Source organism: Pseudomonas sp. F007 (assembly GCF_057814275.1).
Genome location: NZ_JBVATA010000013.1, coordinates 1 through 19,556, shown reverse-complemented (window position 1 = coordinate 19,556; position 19,556 = coordinate 1). Strand labels below are relative to the sequence as shown.

Annotated in this window: 16 protein-coding genes; 5 read left to right on the top strand and 11 right to left on the bottom strand. The window is 62.0% G+C overall.

Annotated elements, in window-relative coordinates; all coding sequences use genetic code 11:
• Positions 1–9 precede the first annotated feature (9 nt).
• Positions 10–1,749: a PTS fructose-like transporter subunit IIB gene (locus tag ACZYR5_RS27875; RefSeq protein ID WP_489092422.1), complete on the top strand. Its 1,740-nt coding sequence runs from the start codon at positions 10–12 to the stop codon at positions 1,747–1,749.
• Positions 1,750–1,859: 110 nt separating this feature from the next.
• Here the strand turns inward: ACZYR5_RS27875 and ACZYR5_RS27870 are convergent, their stop codons facing one another.
• Both ACZYR5_RS27870 and ACZYR5_RS27865 read right to left on the bottom strand, forming a co-directional pair.
• On the bottom strand, positions 1,860–4,391 hold the full coding sequence (locus ACZYR5_RS27870) for a PepSY domain-containing protein (RefSeq protein ID WP_489092421.1): 2,532 nt from the start codon (positions 4,389–4,391) through the stop codon (positions 1,860–1,862).
• Between the two features lie 131 nt (positions 4,392–4,522).
• Positions 4,523–6,838, bottom strand: a complete 2,316-nt coding sequence (locus tag ACZYR5_RS27865; protein ID WP_489092420.1) for a TonB-dependent receptor — start codon at positions 6,836–6,838, stop codon at positions 4,523–4,525.
• Positions 6,839–7,045: 207 nt separating this feature from the next.
• Here ACZYR5_RS27865 and ACZYR5_RS27860 point away from each other — a divergent pair, with 207 nt between their 5' ends.
• Together ACZYR5_RS27860 and ACZYR5_RS27855 are read left to right on the top strand one after the other, a co-directional pair.
• A complete protein-coding gene (locus ACZYR5_RS27860) occupies positions 7,046–7,726 on the top strand; it encodes a Fe2+-dependent dioxygenase (protein ID WP_105754829.1) in 681 nt (226 codons plus the stop codon).
• Entirely contained in the window at positions 7,727–8,485 is a 759-nt protein-coding gene (locus ACZYR5_RS27855; RefSeq protein WP_489092419.1) for a tetratricopeptide repeat protein, read from the top strand.
• A gap of 72 nt (positions 8,486–8,557) precedes the next feature.
• Here ACZYR5_RS27855 and ACZYR5_RS27850 read toward each other — a convergent pair whose 3' ends face one another.
• The 5 genes from ACZYR5_RS27850 to ACZYR5_RS27830 form a co-directional block, all read right to left on the bottom strand.
• Entirely contained in the window at positions 8,558–9,721 is a 1,164-nt protein-coding gene (locus ACZYR5_RS27850; protein ID WP_489092418.1) for a type III PLP-dependent enzyme, read from the bottom strand.
• Between the two features lie 643 nt (positions 9,722–10,364).
• Entirely contained in the window at positions 10,365–11,522 is a 1,158-nt protein-coding gene (locus ACZYR5_RS27845) for an osmoprotectant ABC transporter ATP-binding protein OsmV (RefSeq protein WP_489092417.1), read from the bottom strand.
• Positions 11,519–12,172, bottom strand: a complete 654-nt coding sequence (locus tag ACZYR5_RS27840; protein WP_489092416.1) for an ABC transporter permease — start codon at positions 12,170–12,172, stop codon at positions 11,519–11,521. Before ACZYR5_RS27840 ends, ACZYR5_RS27845 begins: the two co-directional genes overlap by 4 nt.
• A gap of 12 nt (positions 12,173–12,184) precedes the next feature.
• On the bottom strand, positions 12,185–13,078 hold the full coding sequence (locus ACZYR5_RS27835; protein ID WP_489092415.1) for a glycine betaine ABC transporter substrate-binding protein: 894 nt from the start codon (positions 13,076–13,078) through the stop codon (positions 12,185–12,187).
• 20 nt (positions 13,079–13,098) lie between these two features.
• Positions 13,099–13,848, bottom strand: coding sequence for an ABC transporter permease (locus ACZYR5_RS27830; protein WP_489092530.1), 750 nt, complete (start codon positions 13,846–13,848; stop codon positions 13,099–13,101).
• 296 nt (positions 13,849–14,144) lie between these two features.
• Between ACZYR5_RS27830 and ACZYR5_RS27825 the strand changes: the two genes are divergently transcribed.
• Positions 14,145–15,728, top strand: coding sequence for a peptide chain release factor 3 (locus ACZYR5_RS27825; protein WP_489092414.1), 1,584 nt, complete (start codon positions 14,145–14,147; stop codon positions 15,726–15,728).
• A 199-nt stretch (positions 15,729–15,927) separates the two neighbouring features.
• Here ACZYR5_RS27825 and ACZYR5_RS27820 read toward each other — a convergent pair whose 3' ends face one another.
• Positions 15,928–16,329: a nuclear transport factor 2 family protein gene (locus ACZYR5_RS27820; protein WP_489092413.1), complete on the bottom strand. Its 402-nt coding sequence runs from the start codon at positions 16,327–16,329 to the stop codon at positions 15,928–15,930.
• 140 nt (positions 16,330–16,469) lie between these two features.
• Between ACZYR5_RS27820 and ACZYR5_RS27815 the strand changes: the two genes are divergently transcribed.
• Entirely contained in the window at positions 16,470–16,727 is a 258-nt protein-coding gene (locus tag ACZYR5_RS27815; RefSeq protein WP_489092412.1) for a hypothetical protein, read from the top strand.
• A 205-nt stretch (positions 16,728–16,932) separates the two neighbouring features.
• Here the strand turns inward: ACZYR5_RS27815 and ACZYR5_RS27810 are convergent, their stop codons facing one another.
• From ACZYR5_RS27810 to ACZYR5_RS27800, 3 genes are all read right to left on the bottom strand, one after another.
• On the bottom strand, positions 16,933–17,913 hold the full coding sequence (locus ACZYR5_RS27810) for a peptide ABC transporter ATP-binding protein (protein WP_489092411.1): 981 nt from the start codon (positions 17,911–17,913) through the stop codon (positions 16,933–16,935).
• Positions 17,913–18,881, bottom strand: a complete 969-nt coding sequence (locus ACZYR5_RS27805) for an ABC transporter ATP-binding protein (protein ID WP_105755057.1) — start codon at positions 18,879–18,881, stop codon at positions 17,913–17,915. Before ACZYR5_RS27805 ends, ACZYR5_RS27810 begins: the two co-directional genes overlap by 1 nt.
• A gap of 10 nt (positions 18,882–18,891) precedes the next feature.
• A partial coding sequence (locus ACZYR5_RS27800; RefSeq protein WP_489092410.1) for an ABC transporter permease subunit occupies positions 18,892–19,556 on the bottom strand: 665 nt, incomplete at its 5' end.

Sequence of the window (19,556 nt, the reverse complement as noted above, 5' to 3'; positions counted from 1 at the left end):
GGCTTGGTCATGAAGTTAGCCATTGTTACTGCCTGCCCCAACGGCATGGTCACCAGTGTGCTCTGCGCGCGCTTGCTGGATGCAGCAGCGCAGCGCCAGGGCTGGAGCACCAGCGTTGAAGTGCACGACGCGGCGCACCCGGAGCGCCAGTTATCAGCCGCCACGCTCGACGAAGCCGAGTGGGTGTTGCTGGTCAGCACCGGGACGCTGGACCTGTCGCGCTTCGTCGGCAAGCGCCTGTTCCAGAGCACGCCATCCCAGGCCCTGCAGGACGTCGATGCGGTGTTGCGCCGGGGCGCTGAAGAGGCGCAGATCTACAGCCCGCCGCAGCTACAAGTCGAGCCGGTCGCTACGGCTCAGAGCGCACCACGGCTGGTCGCGGTCACTGCCTGCCCGACCGGCGTCGCCCACACCTTCATGGCCGCCGAAGCCTTGCAGCAAGCCGCGAAACGCCTGGGCTATGAGCTGCAGGTGGAAACCCAGGGCTCGGTCGGCGCGCGCAATCCGTTGAGCGCCGAGGCCATCGAAGCGGCCGACGTGGTGCTGTTGGCGGCAGACATTGAAGTGCCGACCGAGCGTTTCGCCGGCAAGAAAATCTATCGCTGTGGCACCGGCATCGCCCTCAAGCAGGCCGAGGCGACGCTGAACAAGGCGCTGGCCGAAGGCAAGCAGGAGAGCGCCGCCAGCGCTGGCAAGGTGGCGTCCAAGCAAGAGAAGACCGGGGTCTACAAGCACCTGCTGACCGGCGTGTCGTTCATGCTGCCGATGGTGGTGGCGGGCGGTTTGATGATCGCCTTGTCGTTTGTGTTCGGCATCGAGGCGTTCAAGGAGCAGGGCACGCTGGCTGCGGCGCTGATGCAGATCGGTGGCGACAGCGCCTTCAAGTTGATGGTGCCGTTGCTGGCCGGCTACATCGCCTATTCGATCGCCGACCGCCCTGGCCTGGCGCCGGGGATGATTGGCGGGCTGCTGGCGAGCACCCTCGGCGCCGGGTTTATCGGCGGGATCATTGCCGGCTTCCTCGCCGGCTACGCGGCGCAGGCGATCAATCGTTATGCGCGGTTGCCGCAAAGCCTGGAAGCGTTGAAGCCGATCCTGATCATCCCGCTGCTGGCGAGTCTGTTCACCGGTCTGGTGATGATCTATGTGGTGGGTAAACCGGTGGCCGGGATGCTTGCCGGCCTGACCCACTTCCTCGACAGCATGGGCACCACCAACGCGATTCTGCTGGGGGTATTGCTCGGCGGCATGATGTGCGTCGACCTCGGCGGGCCGATCAACAAGGCCGCCTATGCGTTCTCGGTGGGACTGCTGGCCTCGCAGAGTTATGCGCCGATGGCCGCGACCATGGCCGCCGGTATGGTGCCGCCGATTGGCCTGGGCATCGCCACCTTCATCGCCCGCCGCAAGTTCGCCCAGAGCGAGCGCGAAGCCGGCAAGGCTGCCTTGGTGCTGGGGCTGTGCTTCATCTCCGAAGGGGCGATTCCGTTTGCCGCCAAGGATCCGCTGCGGGTGATTCCGGCGAGCATCGCCGGCGGCGCGTTGACCGGTGCGCTGTCGATGTACTTCGGCTGCAAACTGATGGCACCGCATGGCGGCCTGTTCGTGATGCTGATCCCGAATGCGATCAACCATGCGTTGCTGTATTTGCTGGCGATTGTTGCCGGCAGCCTGCTGACGGCGGTGGTGTATGCGCTGGTCAAGCGGCCGGAGGCGGTGGAGCTGGCGGCTGAACCCGCAAGCGCCTGACTCAATGACACCTGTAGGAGCGAGCTTGCTCGCGATGGCGGCCTCACATTCAACGATGAATGTGCTGGCCTCATCGCGAGCAGGCTCGCTCCTACAGGTTCATGAGTGGATCAGTACACGTCCCGGCGATAGCGCCCTTGCTCGATCAACCGTTCGACCTCGTCAGGGCCCAGCACCTCGTTGAGCACCTGATCCACCCCCGACGCCATCCCCTGCAAACTGCCGCAGATGTAGATCACTGCGCCGTCGGCCAGCCACGTTTTCAATAGCGACGCCGATTCGCGCAATCGATCCTGGACGTAGATTTTCTCAGCCTGATCCCGAGAAAAGGCCAGGTCGAGCCCTTCCAGGTCACCCTCGATCAACCAGCTCTCCAACTCCTCGCGGCACAAGTAGTCGTGCTCACGATTGCGCTCGCCAAACAGCAGCCAGTTACGCGTCTGGCCGTCGGCGATCCGCGCTTTCAGCAGGCTGCGCAGACCCGCCAGGCCGGTGCCGTTGCCCAGCAGAATCATCGGCACCGGGGAGGGCGGCAGGTGGAAGCTGCTGTTGCGCCGTACCCGCAGGCTGATGGGTGAACCCAGTGGTGCGTGCTCGGTCAGCCAGCCGGAGCCGATGCCCAGGCTACCGTCGGCGTGGCGCTCCTGGCGCACGATCAGCTCCAGCACGCCGTCGGCGGCAATCGAGGCGATCGAGTATTCGCGCATGGCCAGCGGCACTAGCGCATCGACCAGCGCCTGGGCGTGCAGGCCCACCAGATGTGCGCGGTTGTCCGGCAACTGACGGCTGGCAAGGGCCTGTTCCAGGGTTTCCTGCAGGCCATCGAGTTGCACCGAGGCTTTACCGGCGATGCCCAGGCCATCGAGGAAATGCTCGACCGCCCACGGGCAATTGCGTGGCAGCACTTCCACCAGATCACCCGCCAGCCAACTGCTGTTATCAGGTGCGCTCAAGCCCAGCATGTACACGCCGGAACCGCTGCTGTCGGGGTTCATCAGCTCGCGGCGCGCCAGGGTCCAGTTGTTATAGCTCGGGGCCTGCCAGAGTTCGGCCGGGGCCTGCCCGGTCAATTGAGCGAGTTGCTGTTGCCAGTGGCGCAGGGCGTAGGGATCGCCGCTGTCGACTTCCACCGGGGCGAACAGCGTGGTGCCGCCGTGCTGCGCCAGCCACTGGTGCAGGCGCCGAGCGAAGCCGCAGAAGTGCTGGTACTGGCGATCACCCAGGCCGAGCACCGCATAGTTCAGGCTGCTCAGGCTGGCTGCGCGGCCCAGCACCTTGCGCTCGAAACTGCGGGCGCTGTCCGGCGCTTCGCCGTCGCCGAAGGTGCTGACCACGAACAATGCGTGGTTCGATTCACGTAGATCTTGTTCGCTGACGGCCGCCAGCGGTTGCACCTTGACCGGCATGCCGGCCGCCTGCAGTTGGCTGGCGGTCTGCCAGGCCAGTTGCTCGGCAAACCCGCTCTGGCTGGCGAAGCCGATCAACCAGGCCGGCGTGTTGCTGGCGCTGGGTGCGAGGTCTTTACGCGCCTGTTTGATCTGGCGTTTCTTGCGTCGACGGTCAAGGTAGAGCAGCCAGCCGGTGATGAAGAACAGCGGCATCAGCAACGAGGTGACCATCAGGATGATGCGGCCGGCGAGGCCGAAATAACTGCCGACGTGCAGCGCGTAGACGCTGGTCAACAGTTGCGCCTTGAAGCTCTTGTCGCTGTAGCGATCGTGACGCTTGATCACCCCGGTGGCCGGGTCGAGGCTGATCTGGTTCAGCGCGCGCTCGTGAGGCGAGGTTTTCAGCAGGTAGAACACGGTCGCCGGTTGGCCGGCCACCGGCGGCATGCGCACGTTGTAGGCGCTCAGGTCCGGGCCGGCGGCGCTGTAGATGCTGCTCCAGATCGCGTTGTAATCAGCCACCGGAGCTGGCCCGGTCGGTGGTGGGCCGCCGCGACCCTGGCGCACGCGCTCGTTTTGCGGGGCGTCGGACAGCAGTCGGGTCACGCCCTTGTTGTACCACTCGTAGGACCAGGTCAAGCCGGTCAGGGCCGCCAGCAGGTAGGCCAGCAGGCACCAGGTGCCCGCTACCGAGTGCAGGTCCCAGTTGAAGCTGCGGCCTTTTTTCTTCCAGTCCAGGGTCAGCCAGGCGCGCCAGCTTTGCCACTGGCGCGGCCAGCGCAGGTACAGCCCGGACAGGCAGAAGAAGATCAGGATCAGGGTGCAGGCGCCGGTGATCTGCCGACCGGTATCGCCCATCGCCAGGAAACGGTGCAACTGCAGCATCAGGCCGAAGAAGTCCTGGCCCACGGCATCGCCGGTGAATTCGCCGGTGTACGGGTTGACGTAGCGCATCTGCCCGCGCCGTTCCCCCGGCGGCGGGGTGAAGAACAGGCGCGCGGCATAGCCGCTGTCGGTGTCGACCCAAAGCATCGCGACTTTCTTGCCCTCGCGCGCTTCGGCCTTGGCCACCAACTCAACCGGCGGCAACACCCCGGCCGGGAGCTTTTCCACCCGCAGCACCTGGGGGTTGATGGCCCGCATGATCTCGTCCTGAAACGACACCGTGGCACCGGTAAAGCCCATCAAGGCCAGAACCAGGCCTGCGCTGATGCCGAAGAACCAGTGCAGCTGGAACAGGGTTTTCTTCAACACATCGACCGCCTTGTTTCGTTCAGAGAATTTTCACGGCGCGCATTATGCCGTGGGTTGCCGGCAGGCTTTGCCTTTTACGCACAAAGGCCCCGCTCATCGAGATGAACGGGGCCTGGGTGTTCAGACTTCCATCAGAAGTGGAAGTTGGTGCTCAGCAACGCCGTACGGCCCGCCGCCTGGTTGGCGAAGTGGGTCGAGAAGGCTTTGTCGTAGTAGGTCTCGTCGGTCAGGTTCTGCACGTTCAGTTGCAGGTCGATGTTTTTGGTCAGCTTGTAGGCGGCCATTGCATCGTAGCGAACGTAGGAATCGACCATGGTGGTGTTGGCGACGCTGCCGAACACGTCGTCGACATAGAACGCGCCGCCACCGACGGTCAGCTTCGGCGTGATCTGGTAGGTGGTCCAGACGCTGGCGCTGTTTTTCGGGGTGTTCGGCAGTTCGTTGCCGTCGGTCACGCTGAGCGGGCCGCCGTCGACTTGCTCGCTGTCCATGTAGGCGTAGCCGGCGAACACTTGCCACTTGTCGGTGAGCTTGCCGGTGGCCGACAGCTCGATACCCTGGACGCGGGTCTTGCCGGCGTTTTCATAGGTGGTCGAGTCAACCTGGACGCGGGCGTTGTCTTTCTCGGTGCGGAAGATATCGGCGGTCAGCGACAGGCGATCGTTCAGCAGGTCCCACTTGGTACCGATTTCGTAGTTCTTGGTGGTTTCCGGCTCCATGTCGCTCTTGATCTGGTTGCCAGCGCGGTCCGGTGTGCCGCCCAGCGCGTTACCTTCCATGCCTTCACCGACGTAGTTACCCGGCGGCGTGGCGGAGGTGGCGTAGGACGCATAGATGCTGCCGTTTTCCGCCGGTTTGTAGACTACGCCGAACTGGCCAGTGATGAACTCGCTGGTGTCCTTGCCTTTGTAAGTGGTGGCGCCGGCAGCGTTGTAGGATTTGTATTGGGTGTCGAAGTGGTCGTAGCGCAGGCCCATGTTCACCAGCCATTGTTCCGACAACTCGAGGGTGTCGAACAGGTAGATGGCGCGGGTGTTGGCATCGGTGTCGGTGCCGGCGTAGTTGCGCGAGATCGCGCCGTTCCACGGATCGCTCGGGGTCGGGTTGGACAGCGAGGTGCAGTTGTAGCCGCTTGGTGCGCCGACCATCGACGGGGTGCAGTTGGTGTTGGCGCTGCCGCCTGGCACGGTGTCGGTGTCGACGTTGTAGCCGGACTTTTCGTTTTCTTCACGGCTGAACTCGATGCCGGTGGAGAAGCTGTTCTTGAAGCCGGCGATGTACACGTCACCAAACAGATCGGTCTGGTTGGTGGTGGTGTCGGTGTTGTTGACACGGGTGTTGGCGCGGCGCCACACGGTACCGTTGTTGACGTTGCCCTTGCTGTCGTCCGGCTGGGTCAGGATGTAGTCCTGCATGCTGCTGCCGTGGCGCAGGGTGTTCTTCACGGTCAGCGCGTCGCTCAGGTCGTGCTCGATGGCGAAGGTCGCGGTGTCGGTACGGGTCTTGCGGAAGTCGCGGTCGGTCAGGCCGTAGAAGTTGCTGCTGTCACCGCCGGCGTACGGCTTGTCCGGATTGGACTTGGTGCGATCAGCCGACTTGCCCGACGCTGGCATGGTGTACGGAATGCCCGAATCCGGCGTGTCGTTGCTTTCCAGGTGGTAGAAGTCGAGGTTGACGCGGGTGTCGGTGCCCAGGCCGAAGACCAGGGAAGGCGCCACGCCCCAGCGGTCGTAGTCGACGCTGTCACGGCCGGCCACATTGCTTTCGTGGCTCATCAGGTTCAGGCGGCCAGCGGCGCTGTCGCTGAACTGGTAGTTGCCGTCCAGGGTGTAGCGGCGGGTCTGGTCGGAGCCGTAGGTGAAGCCACCGTCGAACGAATCGCCCAGGTGCGCCTTCTTGCTCACCAGGTTGACGGTGCCGCCCGCTGCGCCACGCCCGCCAATGGCGGAGTTCGGGCCCTTGCTGACTTCGATCGATTCAACGGCGAAGATTTCGCGGCTCTGCGAGCCGGTGTCGCGCACGCCGTCCAGGTAGGTATCACCCTGGGCGTCGAAGCCACGGATGAACGGACGGTCGCCTTGCGGGTTGCCGCCTTCGCCAGCGCCGAAGGTGATGCCGGGCACGGTACGCAGGGCGTCCTGCATGTTCAGGGCACCGGTGTCCTTGAGCACTTGTTGCGGGATCACGGTCACGGAACGTGGGGTGTCAATCAACGGCGCGGTGTACTTGGGCGAGGATGCCTTTTCAACCTGATAGGACGTCGAGTCCTGCGCTTCACCGGTCACGCTGGTGGCGTCCAGCGCGATCGCATTGCCGGAAGTCTTCGCGTCGGTCTTTTCTGCGGCGAAAACCATGTGGCCGGCGGAGCTGGCGGTGATCGCCACGCCAATGGCAGAAGCGAGCAAACGCGGCGTGCTGACCGGTGATTGTGGTAGTTGACGTGACATGGTGAATTCCCCTCCCCAAGGATTTGAGGACGCGGAATATAGGGTAAACAGGTATTTCTAACAATTGCGATTTATTGCTATTTGCACTTAATTTACATTCTTTACAATTTGTCCTTACGGTTTTTACGTTCTCGTTCGTCATGCCGGTTTTACATCATCAATAAGAATCAATACCATTGCGATCCCTTGACTTTCAGGTATCGCGCCATGCTGCTGCACATTCCCGGCTTGTTCTCCCGTGAGGAGGTGCAGCGCATTCGCGAGGCTCTGCAACAGGCCGATTGGGCGGATGGCAAGATCACCGCCGGGTTCCAGTCGGCGAAGGCCAAGCACAATCTGCAATTGCCCGAGGGGCATGCGCTGGCCCAGGAAATCGGCGCGGCGATGCTCGACCGGCTGTGGAAAAATCCGCGCTTCATGTCAGCCGCGCTGCCGCACAAGGTGTTTCCGCCGCTGCTCAACTGCTACACCGCCGGCGGCAGCTTCGACTTTCATATCGACAACGCCGTGCGCCAGCCCAAAGGCAGCGTCGAGCGGGTGCGCACCGATCTGTCGTCGACCCTGTTCTTCAGTGACCCGGACGAATACGACGGCGGCGAACTGGAGATCCAGGACACCTTTGGCACCCAGCGGGTGAAGTTGCCCGCCGGCGACATGGTGCTCTACCCGGGCACCAGCCTGCACAAGGTCAATGCAGTCACCCGCGGCACCCGTTATGCCTCGTTCTTCTGGACCCAGAGCCTGGTCCGCGAGGACAGCCAGCGCGCCTTGCTGTTCGAGATGGACGAGGCGATCCAGCAATTGACCGCCGACATGCCCGATCACCCGTCGTTGATCCGCCTGACCGGCACCTACCACAACCTGCTGCGGCGCTGGGTCGAGGTGTAAGTGGCCGACTTTCGTTTACGCCGCGAAGAAACCCTCGACGCCGAGCGCCTGCGCGCCATGCTCGACGAAAGCCCGGCCCGCGCGGCCCAGGCGATCCTGATCGCCGCCGGCGAAGGTGAGCTCGAGGCCCAGGCCTTGCTCGGGCAAATTCTGCTCGACGGCCAGGGCATCGCCCAGGATCAGGCGCTGGCCGTGCGCTGGTTCGGCATCGCCGCACAGCAGGGCCACTTGATGGCGCGCAACATGCTCGGCCGTTGTCATGAGCACGGTTGGGGATGTGGGTTGGATGCTGCGGTTGCTGCGCGGCACTATCGAGTCGCCGCCGAGGCCGGGTTGGACTGGGCGATGTACAACCTCGCCAATCTGCTGGCAACCGGGCGCGGCGTGGTCGAGGATCAGCCCCAGGCATTGGGTTTGTATCGTCGAGCCGCTGAGCTGGGGCATGCCAAGTCGATGAACCTGGTGGGGCGCTATCTGGAGGAAGGGCGGTTTTGTCCGGCCGATCCGGCGGGCGCGGTCGAGTGGTACCGGCGTTCGGCGCAGGGCGGGGATTTTCGCGGGCAGTTCAGCTATGCCGCGGTGCTGGCCGGCCAGGGGCAGATCGAGGCAGCGTTGGACTGGCTGCGCAGGGCGTTGGCGGGTGGCAACCTGAAGTTTCTCACGGTGGCGAGTCAGGCGCTGGAGAGTGCGCAGGATGTGCGGATTCGGGCGATGGCGGGGGATTACAGGCTGCGTATGGGGCAGTTGCAGGGCGCGTAGCAACGCGTTCAGTTTGGGTGAACGCGTTGCCCTCGGGTTTTTCGCGAGCGGGCTCGCTCCTACAGACGGGCTTTAAACGTAGAAGGATTTCAGTGGCGGGAAGCCGTTGAACTCAACTGCGCTGTAGCTGGTGGTGTAGGCGCCGGTGGACAGCCAGTACAGGCGGTCGCCGATGGCCAGGTTCAGCGGCAGGCCGTACTTGTAGTTCTCGTACATGATATCGGCGCTGTCGCAGGTCGGGCCGGCGATGACCACTTCTTCCATCTCGCCTTTCTTCTCGGTCCAGATCGGGAACTTGATGGCTTCGTCCATGGTTTCGATCAGGCCGGAGAATTTGCCCACGTCGGTGTACACCCAGCGCTCGACGGCGGTGCGCGATTTCCGAGCGACCAACACCACTTCGCTGACCAGGATGCCGGCGTTGGCGATCAACGAACGGCCTGGCTCGAGGATGATTTCCGGCAGGTCGTCGCCGAAGTCTTCCTTGAGGAAGCGGATGATTTCTTCAGCGTAGGTTTCCAGGCTGTTGGTGCGGGTGATGTAGTTGGCCGGGAAGCCGCCGCCCATGTTGATCAACTTCAGGACGATGCCGTCTTCTTCTTTCAGGCGCTCGAAGATCACTTTGACCTTGGCGATTGCCGCGTCCCAGACGCTGATGTCGCGCTGTTGCGAGCCGACGTGGAACGACACGCCGTATGGCACCAGGCCGAGGTCACGGGCGAGGATCAGCAGGTCCATGGCCATGTCGGTCTGGCAGCCGAATTTGCGCGACAGTGGCCAGTCAGCAGTGGTCGAGCCTTCGGTGAGGATGCGCACATAGACTTTCGAGCCCGGTGCGGCCTTGGCGATGTTGCGCAGGTCGGCTTCGGAGTCGGTGGAGTACAGGCGCACGCCCTTGTCGTAGAAGTAGCGGATGTCCTTGGACTTCTTGATGGTGTTGCCGTAGCTGATGCGGTCGGCGCTGACGCCGCGCTCCAGGACCTTGTCCAGTTCGTAGATCGAGGCGATGTCGAAGCTAGAACCCTTTTCCTTGAGCAGGTCAATGATCTCGACGGCCGGGTTGGCCTTGACCGCGTAGTAGACCTTGGCGAATTCGAAACCGGCGCGCAGGTCGTCATAGGCCTGGGCGATCATTGCGGTGTCGATCACCACGAATGGGGTTTCTTGCTTGTCGGCGAACGCCTTCATCTTCTGAAAGGTATCGCGCGCGAAATAGTCTTCGACCTGGATCGACATATCGGGAAGCTCCTACTGGCAAACGTTAGAAATCAATGGGTGCAAATGAACGTCCTCCGTATCCCCACTTTGGTTCGCCTACTTCCCAAGGCATGTCGCCGAAAGCAAAAAGGCCATGGGATGTGCAGCTTTTCCCTTGGCCTTGCTGTCTCGTCGTCAGTACTTGAGCCGGATGGATCGTTTCCAGCATGGACGTTCGGCGCGAACTTTAGGGCGTGAGGGGCTCGAGAGCAACAAAAAATGTCGCGTTTTTGCACGCTTCTGACGTGCGTCCTCGACAGCACTCTTTGTAGCCGACCGAGATGACGGGCAGATGTTCCGGGATTATTTTCGAGTGTTAAAAATACCTGCACGTTCGCGGCTTATATGCGCTTGATCGTGGGTAAGTGCGATGGGCGCAACATCGGCGACGTTGGCGGCTAGAAGGTTTTCTGTGGGGGATTTTGCGGGTGAAATTGTCGTCTCTTGCAGTAGCAAGTGTTGAGATTTCTTTCCGGTAGGTGATATGTGGAAAACTGCATCACACCTGTAGGAGCGGCCCGGGCGGCGCTCCGCTGCTCGCGATAGCAATTTCATAGCCGACACCTTATTCGACTGACACTGCCTCATCGCGAGCAGGCTCGCTCCTACAAGTTTTATGTGATCAGGCGACTACCGCCTCAGCCGGCGACACGATATTGGTCTTCATCCCCCGCGAACGCCCCGAACTCAGATAAGCCGCAATCGACTCCTGCGTTACCTCGCCGAGGAACACCCGCTCGGCATCCAGCACCGGCAGCCACGAGCGGTTGAATTCGTACATGCGCGACAACAGGATGCGCAGGTGCTCGTCGTAGGCCGCCGTGGCGTTGAACTCGCGCAGGTACTGGCCGCAGGTGCCGGTCTGACGGTGCAGGTCGCGACGTCGTACATAACCCAGGGCCTTGTTCTCGGCACAGGTGACCACCACGTAGCGGCGGTCATGCTCGTCCATCAGTTCCAGGGCATCGGCCACCGGGGTCTCGGGGCTGACGGAGGGCGCGTTGTCCGCCGCGTCTTCGGCCTTGACCAGCAGCAGACGCTTGAGGGTGCTGTCCTGGCCGACGAAGTTGCTGACGAAGTCATCCGCCGGATGCGCCAGCAGGGTGTCCGGGTGATCGATCTGCAGCAGTTTGCCAGCGCGGAAGATGGCGATTTTGTCGCCGAGCTTGATTGCTTCGTCGATGTCATGGCTGACCATGATCACCGTCTTGTTCAGCGCCCGCTGCATTTCGAAGAACTCGTTCTGGATCATCTCGCGGTTGATCGGGTCGACCGCGCCGAAGGGTTCATCCATCAGCAACAGCGGCGCATCGGCGGCGAGGGCACGAATCACCCCGATCCGCTGTTGCTGGCCGCCGGACAATTCACGGGGGTAGCGATGCAGATACTGCTTGGGTTCGAGCTTGATCATGCTCATCAACTCGCGGGCGCGCTCGTGGCATTTCTGCTTGTCCCAACCCAGTAGCTTGGGCACCACCACAATGTTTTCTTCGATGGTCATGTTGGGAAACAGGCCGATCTGCTGGATCACGTAGCCGATGTTGCGGCGCAGGGTCACGGCGTCGAGGTCGGTAGTGTCTTCGCCGTTGATCAGGATCTTGCCCGAGGTCGGTTTGATCAGGCGATTGATCATCTTCAGCGTGGTGCTCTTGCCGCAGCCCGACGGGCCGAGGAATACGCAAATCTCGCCTTCGTTGACGGTCAGGCTCACGTCGTTGACGGCGGATACGGTCTTGCCGTTGCTTTGAAACGTCTTGGTCAGGTTCTGAAGTTCGATCATTTGAGCAGTCCTTTTGGAGTCAGCGAGCGTTGCAGCCATTGCAGGAGCAGGTCGGCGAAAATGGCCAGGAGACTGACCAGCAGCGCGCCGACGATCAGCATCGACATGTCGCTGCGACTGATGGAGGCGAGGATCAGCACGCCGAGGCCGCCGGCGCCGATGGTGGCGGCGATGGTCATCACGCCAATGTTCATCACCACGGCGGTGCGTACGCCGGCGAGGATCACCGGCACCGCGATCGGCAGTTCGACCATGCGCAGGCGCTGGCCGAAGGTCATGCCGATGCCGCGCGCGGCTTCGCGAATCCCCGGTTCGACGCCGGTCAGCGCCAGGTAGGTGTTGCGCATGATCGGCAGCAGGGAATAAAGGAACACCGCGGTAATCGCCGGCATCGGCCCCAGGCCCTGGCCGAATTTCGAGTAGAACGGCAGCAGCAGGCCGAACAGGGCAATCGACGGCACGGTCAGCAACACCGTGGCGCTGGCCTGCAGCGGTCCGGCGAGGGTCGGAAAGCGGGTCATCAGGATGCCCAGCGGCACGCCGACGACAATCGCCAGGGTCACGGCGATGCCGACCAGGGTGATGTGTTGCCAGGTCAGGTGCAGGACCTGTTGCCAGTCGAGGTGGGAAAAAGCGTTGAAGAAGTCCATGACGTTTTCTCCTCAGTTGATCGGGTGTTGGCGCAGGAAGTCCGCGGCAACCACCGAAGGGCTTTGGTGGTCGACGTCGACCCGGGCGTTGAGCTGGCGCATGGTCTCGTCGTCGAACAGTTCGGCCAGCGGCTTGAGTTGTGCGGCGAGTTGCGGGTGCTGGTCGAGAAACGCCTGACGCACCACCGGGGCAGCGGTGTAGTCCGGGAAGTAGTGTTTATCGTCTTCCAGCAACTTCAGGCCGAACGCATTCAGGCGACCGTCGGTGGTGTAGACCAGGCCGGCAAATACTTGACCGTTACGCAGTGCGGTGTAGACCAGGCCAGCGTCCATCTGGCGGATGTTCTTGCGCGTCAGGTCCATGTCGTAGAGCTTGACCATTCCCGCCAGACCGTCGGAGCGGTTGGCGAACTCGGTGTCCAGTGCCACCAGGTTGTTGCTTTTGTTCTCCTGGCGCAGGACCTGGTTGAGGTCGCTGATGCTGTTGACCTGCGGGTATTGCTCCGCGACATTTTTCGGCAATGCCAGGGCGTAGGTGTTGCTGAATTTCGATGGCGTCAGCCAGACCAGGCCTTTTTTCGCGTCGAGTTCTTTCACTCGGGCGTAGGACTGCTCGCTGTCGAGTTTCTCAGTGACATGGTTGTAGGCCACCAGCGAAACGCCGGTGTATTCCCAAAGCATGTCCAGCTGGCCGCTTTCGTGGGCACTGCGCGCCAGATTACTGCCCAGGCCGCCGGTGACGTGCACCTCGTAGCCCTTGGTGCGCAGGTATTGCGAGGTGATTTCGGCGAGCAGGGTCTGTTCGGTGAACACCCGGGCGCCGATGCGGATCAGCGGTTTTTCCGCGGCTTGGGCAAATCCTGCGAACAGCAGGACGCAGCCTAATAAAAAGCGAGTGGTTTTCATGTCGATTCCTTTGCCGGGGCTTAAGACGGGCGCAAGCCGCGTTCGAGCCAGAGACGGCTGGCAAGTGTCACCAGGCCATCGAGCAACAATGCCAGCAGGGCGGTGCAGGCCGCGCCGAGCAGCAGTTGCGGCTGATTGTTCAGGGCGATGCCGGGGAAAATCAGGCTGCCCAGGCTGTTGGCGCCGATCAGGAACGCCAGTGGCGCGGTCCCGACGTTGATCGCCAGCGCGACGCGCACGCCACCGATGATGATCGGCACGGCGTTGGGCAATTCGACCTGCCACAGCACCTGGCGCGGGGTCATGCCGATGCCGGTGGCGGCTTCCTTGAGTGAACCCTGGACGTTTTTCAGGCCTTCGTAGGTGTTGCGCACGATGGGCAGCAGGGAGGCGAGGAACAGGGCGAAGATGGCCGGGCCGCTGCCGATCCCGAGGATCCCCAGGGCAATGGCCAGGACGGCCAGGGGCGGCACGGTGTTGCCGATGTTGAACACTTGCATGAAGCGTTCGGCGCGGCTGGCCATGCGCGGGCGGCTGAGCCAGATACCGGCGGGAATGCCCACTACGAGGGCGGCCAGCATGGAAGCGAGAACCAGGATCAAATGAGCTTGCAGGTAAAACAACAAATCGTCGCGGTACAGTTCGATCGTGTTGATGCCGATCCAGTGGATCAGCAGGGCCAGAAGGGCGATTACCAGCGCGCCTCCTATCAGCCCTTTGCCATAGCGAATAGCCACAGGCGGACTCCTTTTTTCAGTCGGCGGACACATTCCCGTGTGGCAACGCCATGCCTGGCTGCCGGGAAAAATGTTCGCGAAGAGCAGCTCGCCAACGCCGCCAGGAACGGCAGGAGGTCGAGCCATGAGCACAGCCTCGTCAGGCCGAATTGCAGATGTTTCAAGCCCTGACGAATGGTCGTAACAGGGGAGTGGACGTCTCTACGCTTTAAAAGGTTCCCATCTCAGGCAGCATTTGGCCACCCCTGATGTGCTCAACGGTTCGGTTATTGATTCAAGTTGGGCTATAATCTGCGCCCTTTTTTGAATCACCTGCCAGGCGATTTCCCATGACCAAACAGGCCGCCGAAGTCGCGAAACGCCGCACTTTCGCCATTATTTCCCACCCCGATGCGGGTAAAACCACCATCACCGAGAAACTCTTGCTGATGGGCAAGGCGATTGCGGTTGCCGGCACGGTGAAATCTCGCAAGTCCGACCGCCATGCCACCTCCGACTGGATGGAAATGGAAAAGCAGCGGGGTATCTCGATTACCACGTCGGTCATGCAGTTCCCGTATCGCGAGCACATGATCAACCTGCTCGACACCCCGGGCCACGAAGACTTCTCCGAAGATACCTACCGCACCCTGACCGCGGTCGACTCGGCCTTGATGGTCCTCGACGGCGGTAAGGGTGTAGAGCCACGGACCATCGCGCTGATGGACGTTTGCCGTCTGCGTGACACGCCGATCGTCAGCTTCATCAACAAACTCGACCGCGATATCCGTGACCCGATCGAACTGCTCGACGAAATCGAAGCGGTCCTCAAGATCAAGGCCGCGCCTATCACCTGGCCGATTGGTTGCTACCGTGATTTCAAGGGTGTCTATCACCTCGCCGACGACTACATCATTGTCTACACCGCCGGTCACGGTCACGAACGCACCGAAACCAAGATCATCGAGAAGCTCGATTCCGCCGAAGCCCGCGCTCACCTGGGTGACGAGTACGAGCGTTTCGTCGAACAACTGGAACTGGTGCAGGGCGCTTGCCATGAGTTCAACCAGCAGGAGTTCCTCGACGGTCAACTGACCCCGGTGTTCTTCGGTACCGCATTGGGCAACTTCGGCGTCGACCATGTGCTCGACGCAGTGGTCGACTGGGCGCCGCAACCGCTGGCACGGGTGGCCAACGAGCGTACCGTGGAGCCGGTGGAAGAGAAGTTCTCAGGCTTCATCTTCAAGATCCAGGCGAACATGGACCCGAAACACCGCGACCGCATCGCCTTCATGCGTATCTGCTCCGGCAAGTACGAGAAAGGCATGAAGATGCGCCACGTGCGCACCGGCAAGGACGTGCGGATCGGTGACGCGCTGACCTTCTTCTCCTCCGAGCGTGAGCAGTTGGAAGAGGCCTACGCCGGCGACATCATCGGCCTGCACAACCACGGCACCATTCAGATCGGCGACACCTTCAGCGAAGGCGAAGTCCTCGGTTTCACCGGCATCCCGCACTTCGCCCCGGAACTGTTCCGCCGCGTGCGCCTGCGCGATCCGCTGAAATCCAAGCAACTGCGCCAGGGCTTGCAGCAACTGGCCGAGGAAGGCGCGACCCAGGTGTTCTTCCCGGAGCGCAGCAACGACATCATCCTCGGTGCTGTCGGTGTGCTGCAGTTCGACGTGGTCGCCAGCCGCCTGAAAGAGGAATACAAGGTCGAATGCTCCTACGAGCCGATCACCGTTTACTCGGCGCGCTGGGTCGATTGCAGCGACAAGAAGAAGCTTGAGGAATTCTCCAACAAGGCTGTGGAAAACCTCGCGGTCGACGGCGGTGGTCACCTGACCTACCTGGCCCCGACCCGGGTCAACCTGGCGCTGATGGAAGAGCGCTGGCCGGACGTGAAATTCCGCGCGACCCGTGAGCATCATTAAGCGCTGAGCAGCAACACCCGAAACTCCGTATGCGAGAGCTGCGGGGTTTTTCATGAGCGCTGATTTTCCCTCTGTAGGAGCGAGCTTGCTCGCGAAAAATTGGAGAGGCGCCGCGAGTAATCAGGATGTGCGCGTCATCGTTGACGCTCTTCGCTGCGATGCGGCGTCCCGACAAGCCAGCTCCTACAGGGGATTGAGATCAACCAGTTTGATCACAGCCAACGAGTTTCGGTGTGGTCGGTGTGCCCTGATGGAAAATCATCTGCCATTGCTCGCCTTCTCGGCGCCAGATCGAACTGCGCAGGCTGTGGGAATCAGGGCCGTTTGTGCAGTGGTAGGTCACCAGTACGGTGTCATCCGACAGCGGCTTGACCCGAAATTGGCTGATGACCCGTTGGCTGAAAGGCTGTTGAGGCAAATGCTCCAGCACATCAACCTTGCTCCAGATCCCACCGCTGGCGCCGAATTCTCTGAAGTCGTCGGCGATCAGGCGGGAGATTTCTTTGACGTCGCAGCGGGTCTGTTGAGACAGCAGGCGTTGCTCGAGTTCCAGCAGTATTTGTCCCAGTTCCATGTCCAGATCTCCGACCTTCGGGGTCATAACCATTCGCCATAACCATTATGCGAAACCGGTCTTCAGTTCAAGGGCATTTGCTGCACTTGCATAGCGTCCTACCTGATGAACCGCGCTAGATTTTACTCAGCGCCAGTCAGGCACTTTACGAAAGGAAGGGATCGGCTATGAACAGGTTGCTGCGGGTGTTGTTGATGTTGAAGGTATGGGTGATGTTGTCATTCGGGACGTCGATGGCCTGGGCCGAATGCACGCAGCACGACACCCAGGCGTCGAGTGGGCAGGTCGGGCACAGTGGGTTGATGCTGGCCAAGTCGGAATCGGAGCCGGGGGATCAGGGGCAGGGTGGTGCGGGCAATGATGATGACTCGACCACTGACGAGCCGGATTCCGATGATTCGGATGAGGGCGATAGCCAGACGTAGATGGCTGATAAAAGAAAACCCCGTCGCTGCCGATTGATGCGCAATCGGCAGGGACGGGGTTGTAGAGCATTTGAATCTTGTGCAAACCCTTGTAGGAGCTAGCCTTGCTAGCGAAGGCGGTATGTCAGTCGATATAAATTTTGACTGACACACTGCCTTCGCTGGCAAGCCAGCTCCTACAGGTTGTATTTCAATTCAGGCGTCTTTACGCCACCCCCTCCACAAACTGCTCCGCGTAATGACACGCCACCTGCCGGCTGTCCACCAGCCGCAACGCCGGTTCTTCACTGCTGCAGCGCTCCGTGGCATACGGGCAGCGCTTGTGAAACGCACAACCCGGTGGCGGGTTGAGCGGGTTGGGGAGTTCGCCGACGATTTTGATTTTCGGCTTGTCCGGGTCCGGGTGGATGGTTGGGGTCGCCGACAGCAGCGCCTGGGTGTAGGGGTGCAGGGGGCGGGCGTAGATGTCGTGCTTCGGGCCGATTTCCACCGGGCGGCCGAGGTACATGACCATCACGTCGTCGGCCACGTGTTGCACCACGGCCAGGTTGTGGGAGATGAACACGTAGCCGGTGTTGAATTCCTGCTGCAGGTCCATGAACAGGTTGAGCACCTGGGCCTGGATCGACACGTCCAGCGCCGAGGTCGGTTCATCCGCCACCAGCACTTTCGGTTGCAGCATCATTGCCCGGGCGAGGGCGATGCGTTGGCGCTGGCCGCCGGAGAACATGTGCGGGTAACGCTGGTAGTGCTCGGGACGCAAGCCGACCTGCTTCATCATTGCCTGGACTTTTTCCCGGCGTTCGGCGGCCGACAAGTTGGTGTTGATCAACAGCGGCTCCGCCAGTTGATCGCCGATTTTCTGCCGTGGATTGAGCGAGGCGTACGGGCTCTGGAACACCATCTGCACGTCTTTGCGCAATTGCTTGCGCTGGGCCTTGTCGGCGCCGGCGACTTCCTGGCCGGCGATTTTCAGCGAGCCGGAAGACGGCTCTTCGATCAGCGTCAGGGCGCGGGCCAGGGTGGATTTGCCGCAGCCCGACTCGCCGACCACGGCCAGGGTTTTGCCGGCCTCCAGCTCGAACGACACGCCATTCAGCGCACGCACCGTGGCGTGGCCCTTGAACAGGCCACGGGAGACTTCGTAGTGACGGGTCAGGTCACGGGCGGTAAGGACGACGGCCATTACGCCACCTCCTGATTCAGGGGATAGAAGCAGCGGGCGAGGCTGTGGCTTTTCGGGTCGAGGGTCGGCCGTTGGGCGCGGCAGCTGTCTTGTACGTAGGGGCAGCGCGGCGACAGCAGGCAGCCGTGGGGACGGTCGTAGCGCCCTGGAACGATACCGGGCAAGGTCGCCAGACGCGTCGAGCCGAGGCTGTGCTCGGGAATCGCCTTGAGCAGCGCCTCGCTGTACGGGTGCGCCGGAATGTCGAACAGCTGCGGCACCTGGCCGACTTCCACGGCCTGGCCGGCGTACATCACGCACACGCGCTGAGCGGTTTCGGCGACGACCGCGAGGTCGTGGGTGATCAGCACCAGGCCCATGTCCTGCTCTTTTTGCAGGGCCAGCAGCAGGTCCATGATCTGCGCCTGAATGGTCACGTCGAGGGCGGTGGTCGGCTCGTCGGCGATCAGCAGTTTCGGTTCGCCGGCAATCGCCATAGCGATCGCCACGCGCTGGCTCATGCCGCCGGACAGCTGGTGCGGGTAGGCGTCCATGCGGCTGGCGGCGCCGGGGATCTCGACTTTTTCCAGCAATTCGATGGCGCGTTTACGGGCGGCGCGGCCGGACATTTTCAGGTGCAGGCGCAGCACTTCTTCGATCTGGAAACCGACGGTGTAGCTCGGGTTGAGCGCGGTCATCGGGTCCTGGAAGACCATGGCCAAGTCCTTGCCGACGATCTTCCGGCGTTGGCGGTTGCTCAGTTTGAGCATGTCCTTGCCGTCGAAGCTCAGGGCGTCAGCGGTGACGATGCCGGGGTGCTCGATCAGGCCCATCAGCGCCATCATGGTCACGGATTTGCCCGAGCCCGACTCGCCAACGATGGCCAATACTTCGCCCTTGTCGACATTGAGGTCGAGGCCATCAACCACCGGCACGGCGGTCTTGTCGCCAAAGCGCACGTTGAGATTCTTGATTGCTAACAGTGACATGGGAATCTCCTCAGGCGGCATTCTTGAGCTTCGGATCCAGCGCATCGCGCAGGCCGTCGCCCATCAGGTTGATTGCCAGCACGCTGAGCAAAATGGTCAAACCCGGCAGGCTCACCACCCACCAGGCGCGTTCGATGTAGTCGCGGGCCGAGGCCAGCATGGTGCCCCACTCAGGGGTTGGCGGTTGCACGCCGAGGCCGAGGAAGCCCAGTGCCGCAGCATCGAGAATTGCCGAAGAAAAGCTCAAGGTGGCCTGGACGATCAGCGGCGCCATGCAGTTGGGCAGCACGGTGATGAACATCAGGCGCGGCAAGCCGGCACCGGCCAGGCGCGCGGCGGTCACGTAGTCGCGGTTCAACTCGCCCATCACCGCGGCGCGGGTCAGGCGCACGTAGGACGGCAAGGAGACGATGGCGATGGCGATCACGGTGTTGATCAGGCCAGGGCCGAGGATGGCGACGATGGCCACGGCCAGCAGCAGCGACGGCAGGGCGAGCATGATGTCCATCAGGCGCATGATGGTCGGGCCGAGCAGGCGCGGGAAGAAACCGGCGAACAGGCCCAGCAGGATCCCCGGGATCAGCGACATCACCACCGACGACAAACCGATCATCAACGACAGGCGCGAACCCTGGATCAGTCGCGACAGCAAATCACGACCGAGCTCGTCGGTGC

What these genes read in the sequence shown, in the direction of transcription:
- ACZYR5_RS27850 (WP_489092418.1), bottom strand. Translation starts at nt 9,721, where the DNA reads ATGTCGATCCAGGTCGAAGACTATTTCGCGCGCGATACCTTTCAGAAG.
- ACZYR5_RS27805 (WP_105755057.1), bottom strand. Translation starts at nt 18,881, where the DNA reads ATGTCACTGTTAGCAATCAAGAATCTCAACGTGCGCTTTGGCGACAAG.
- ACZYR5_RS27845 (WP_489092417.1), bottom strand. Translation starts at nt 11,522, where the DNA reads ATGATCGAACTTCAGAACCTGACCAAGACGTTTCAAAGCAACGGCAAG.
- ACZYR5_RS27810 (WP_489092411.1), bottom strand. Translation starts at nt 17,913, where the DNA reads ATGGCCGTCGTCCTTACCGCCCGTGACCTGACCCGTCACTACGAAGTC.
- ACZYR5_RS27860 (WP_105754829.1), top strand. Translation starts at nt 7,046, where the DNA reads ATGCTGCTGCACATTCCCGGCTTGTTCTCCCGTGAGGAGGTGCAGCGC.
- ACZYR5_RS27840 (WP_489092416.1), bottom strand. Translation starts at nt 12,172, where the DNA reads ATGGACTTCTTCAACGCTTTTTCCCACCTCGACTGGCAACAGGTCCTG.
- ACZYR5_RS27865 (WP_489092420.1), bottom strand. Translation starts at nt 6,838, where the DNA reads ATGTCACGTCAACTACCACAATCACCGGTCAGCACGCCGCGTTTGCTC.
- ACZYR5_RS27835 (WP_489092415.1), bottom strand. Translation starts at nt 13,078, where the DNA reads ATGAAAACCACTCGCTTTTTATTAGGCTGCGTCCTGCTGTTCGCAGGA.
- ACZYR5_RS27820 (WP_489092413.1), bottom strand. Translation starts at nt 16,329, where the DNA reads ATGACCCCGAAGGTCGGAGATCTGGACATGGAACTGGGACAAATACTG.
- ACZYR5_RS27815 (WP_489092412.1), top strand. Translation starts at nt 16,470, where the DNA reads ATGAACAGGTTGCTGCGGGTGTTGTTGATGTTGAAGGTATGGGTGATG.
- ACZYR5_RS27825 (WP_489092414.1), top strand. Translation starts at nt 14,145, where the DNA reads ATGACCAAACAGGCCGCCGAAGTCGCGAAACGCCGCACTTTCGCCATT.
- ACZYR5_RS27875 (WP_489092422.1), top strand. Translation starts at nt 10, where the DNA reads ATGAAGTTAGCCATTGTTACTGCCTGCCCCAACGGCATGGTCACCAGT.
- ACZYR5_RS27830 (WP_489092530.1), bottom strand. Translation starts at nt 13,848, where the DNA reads ATGTGTCCGCCGACTGAAAAAAGGAGTCCGCCTGTGGCTATTCGCTAT.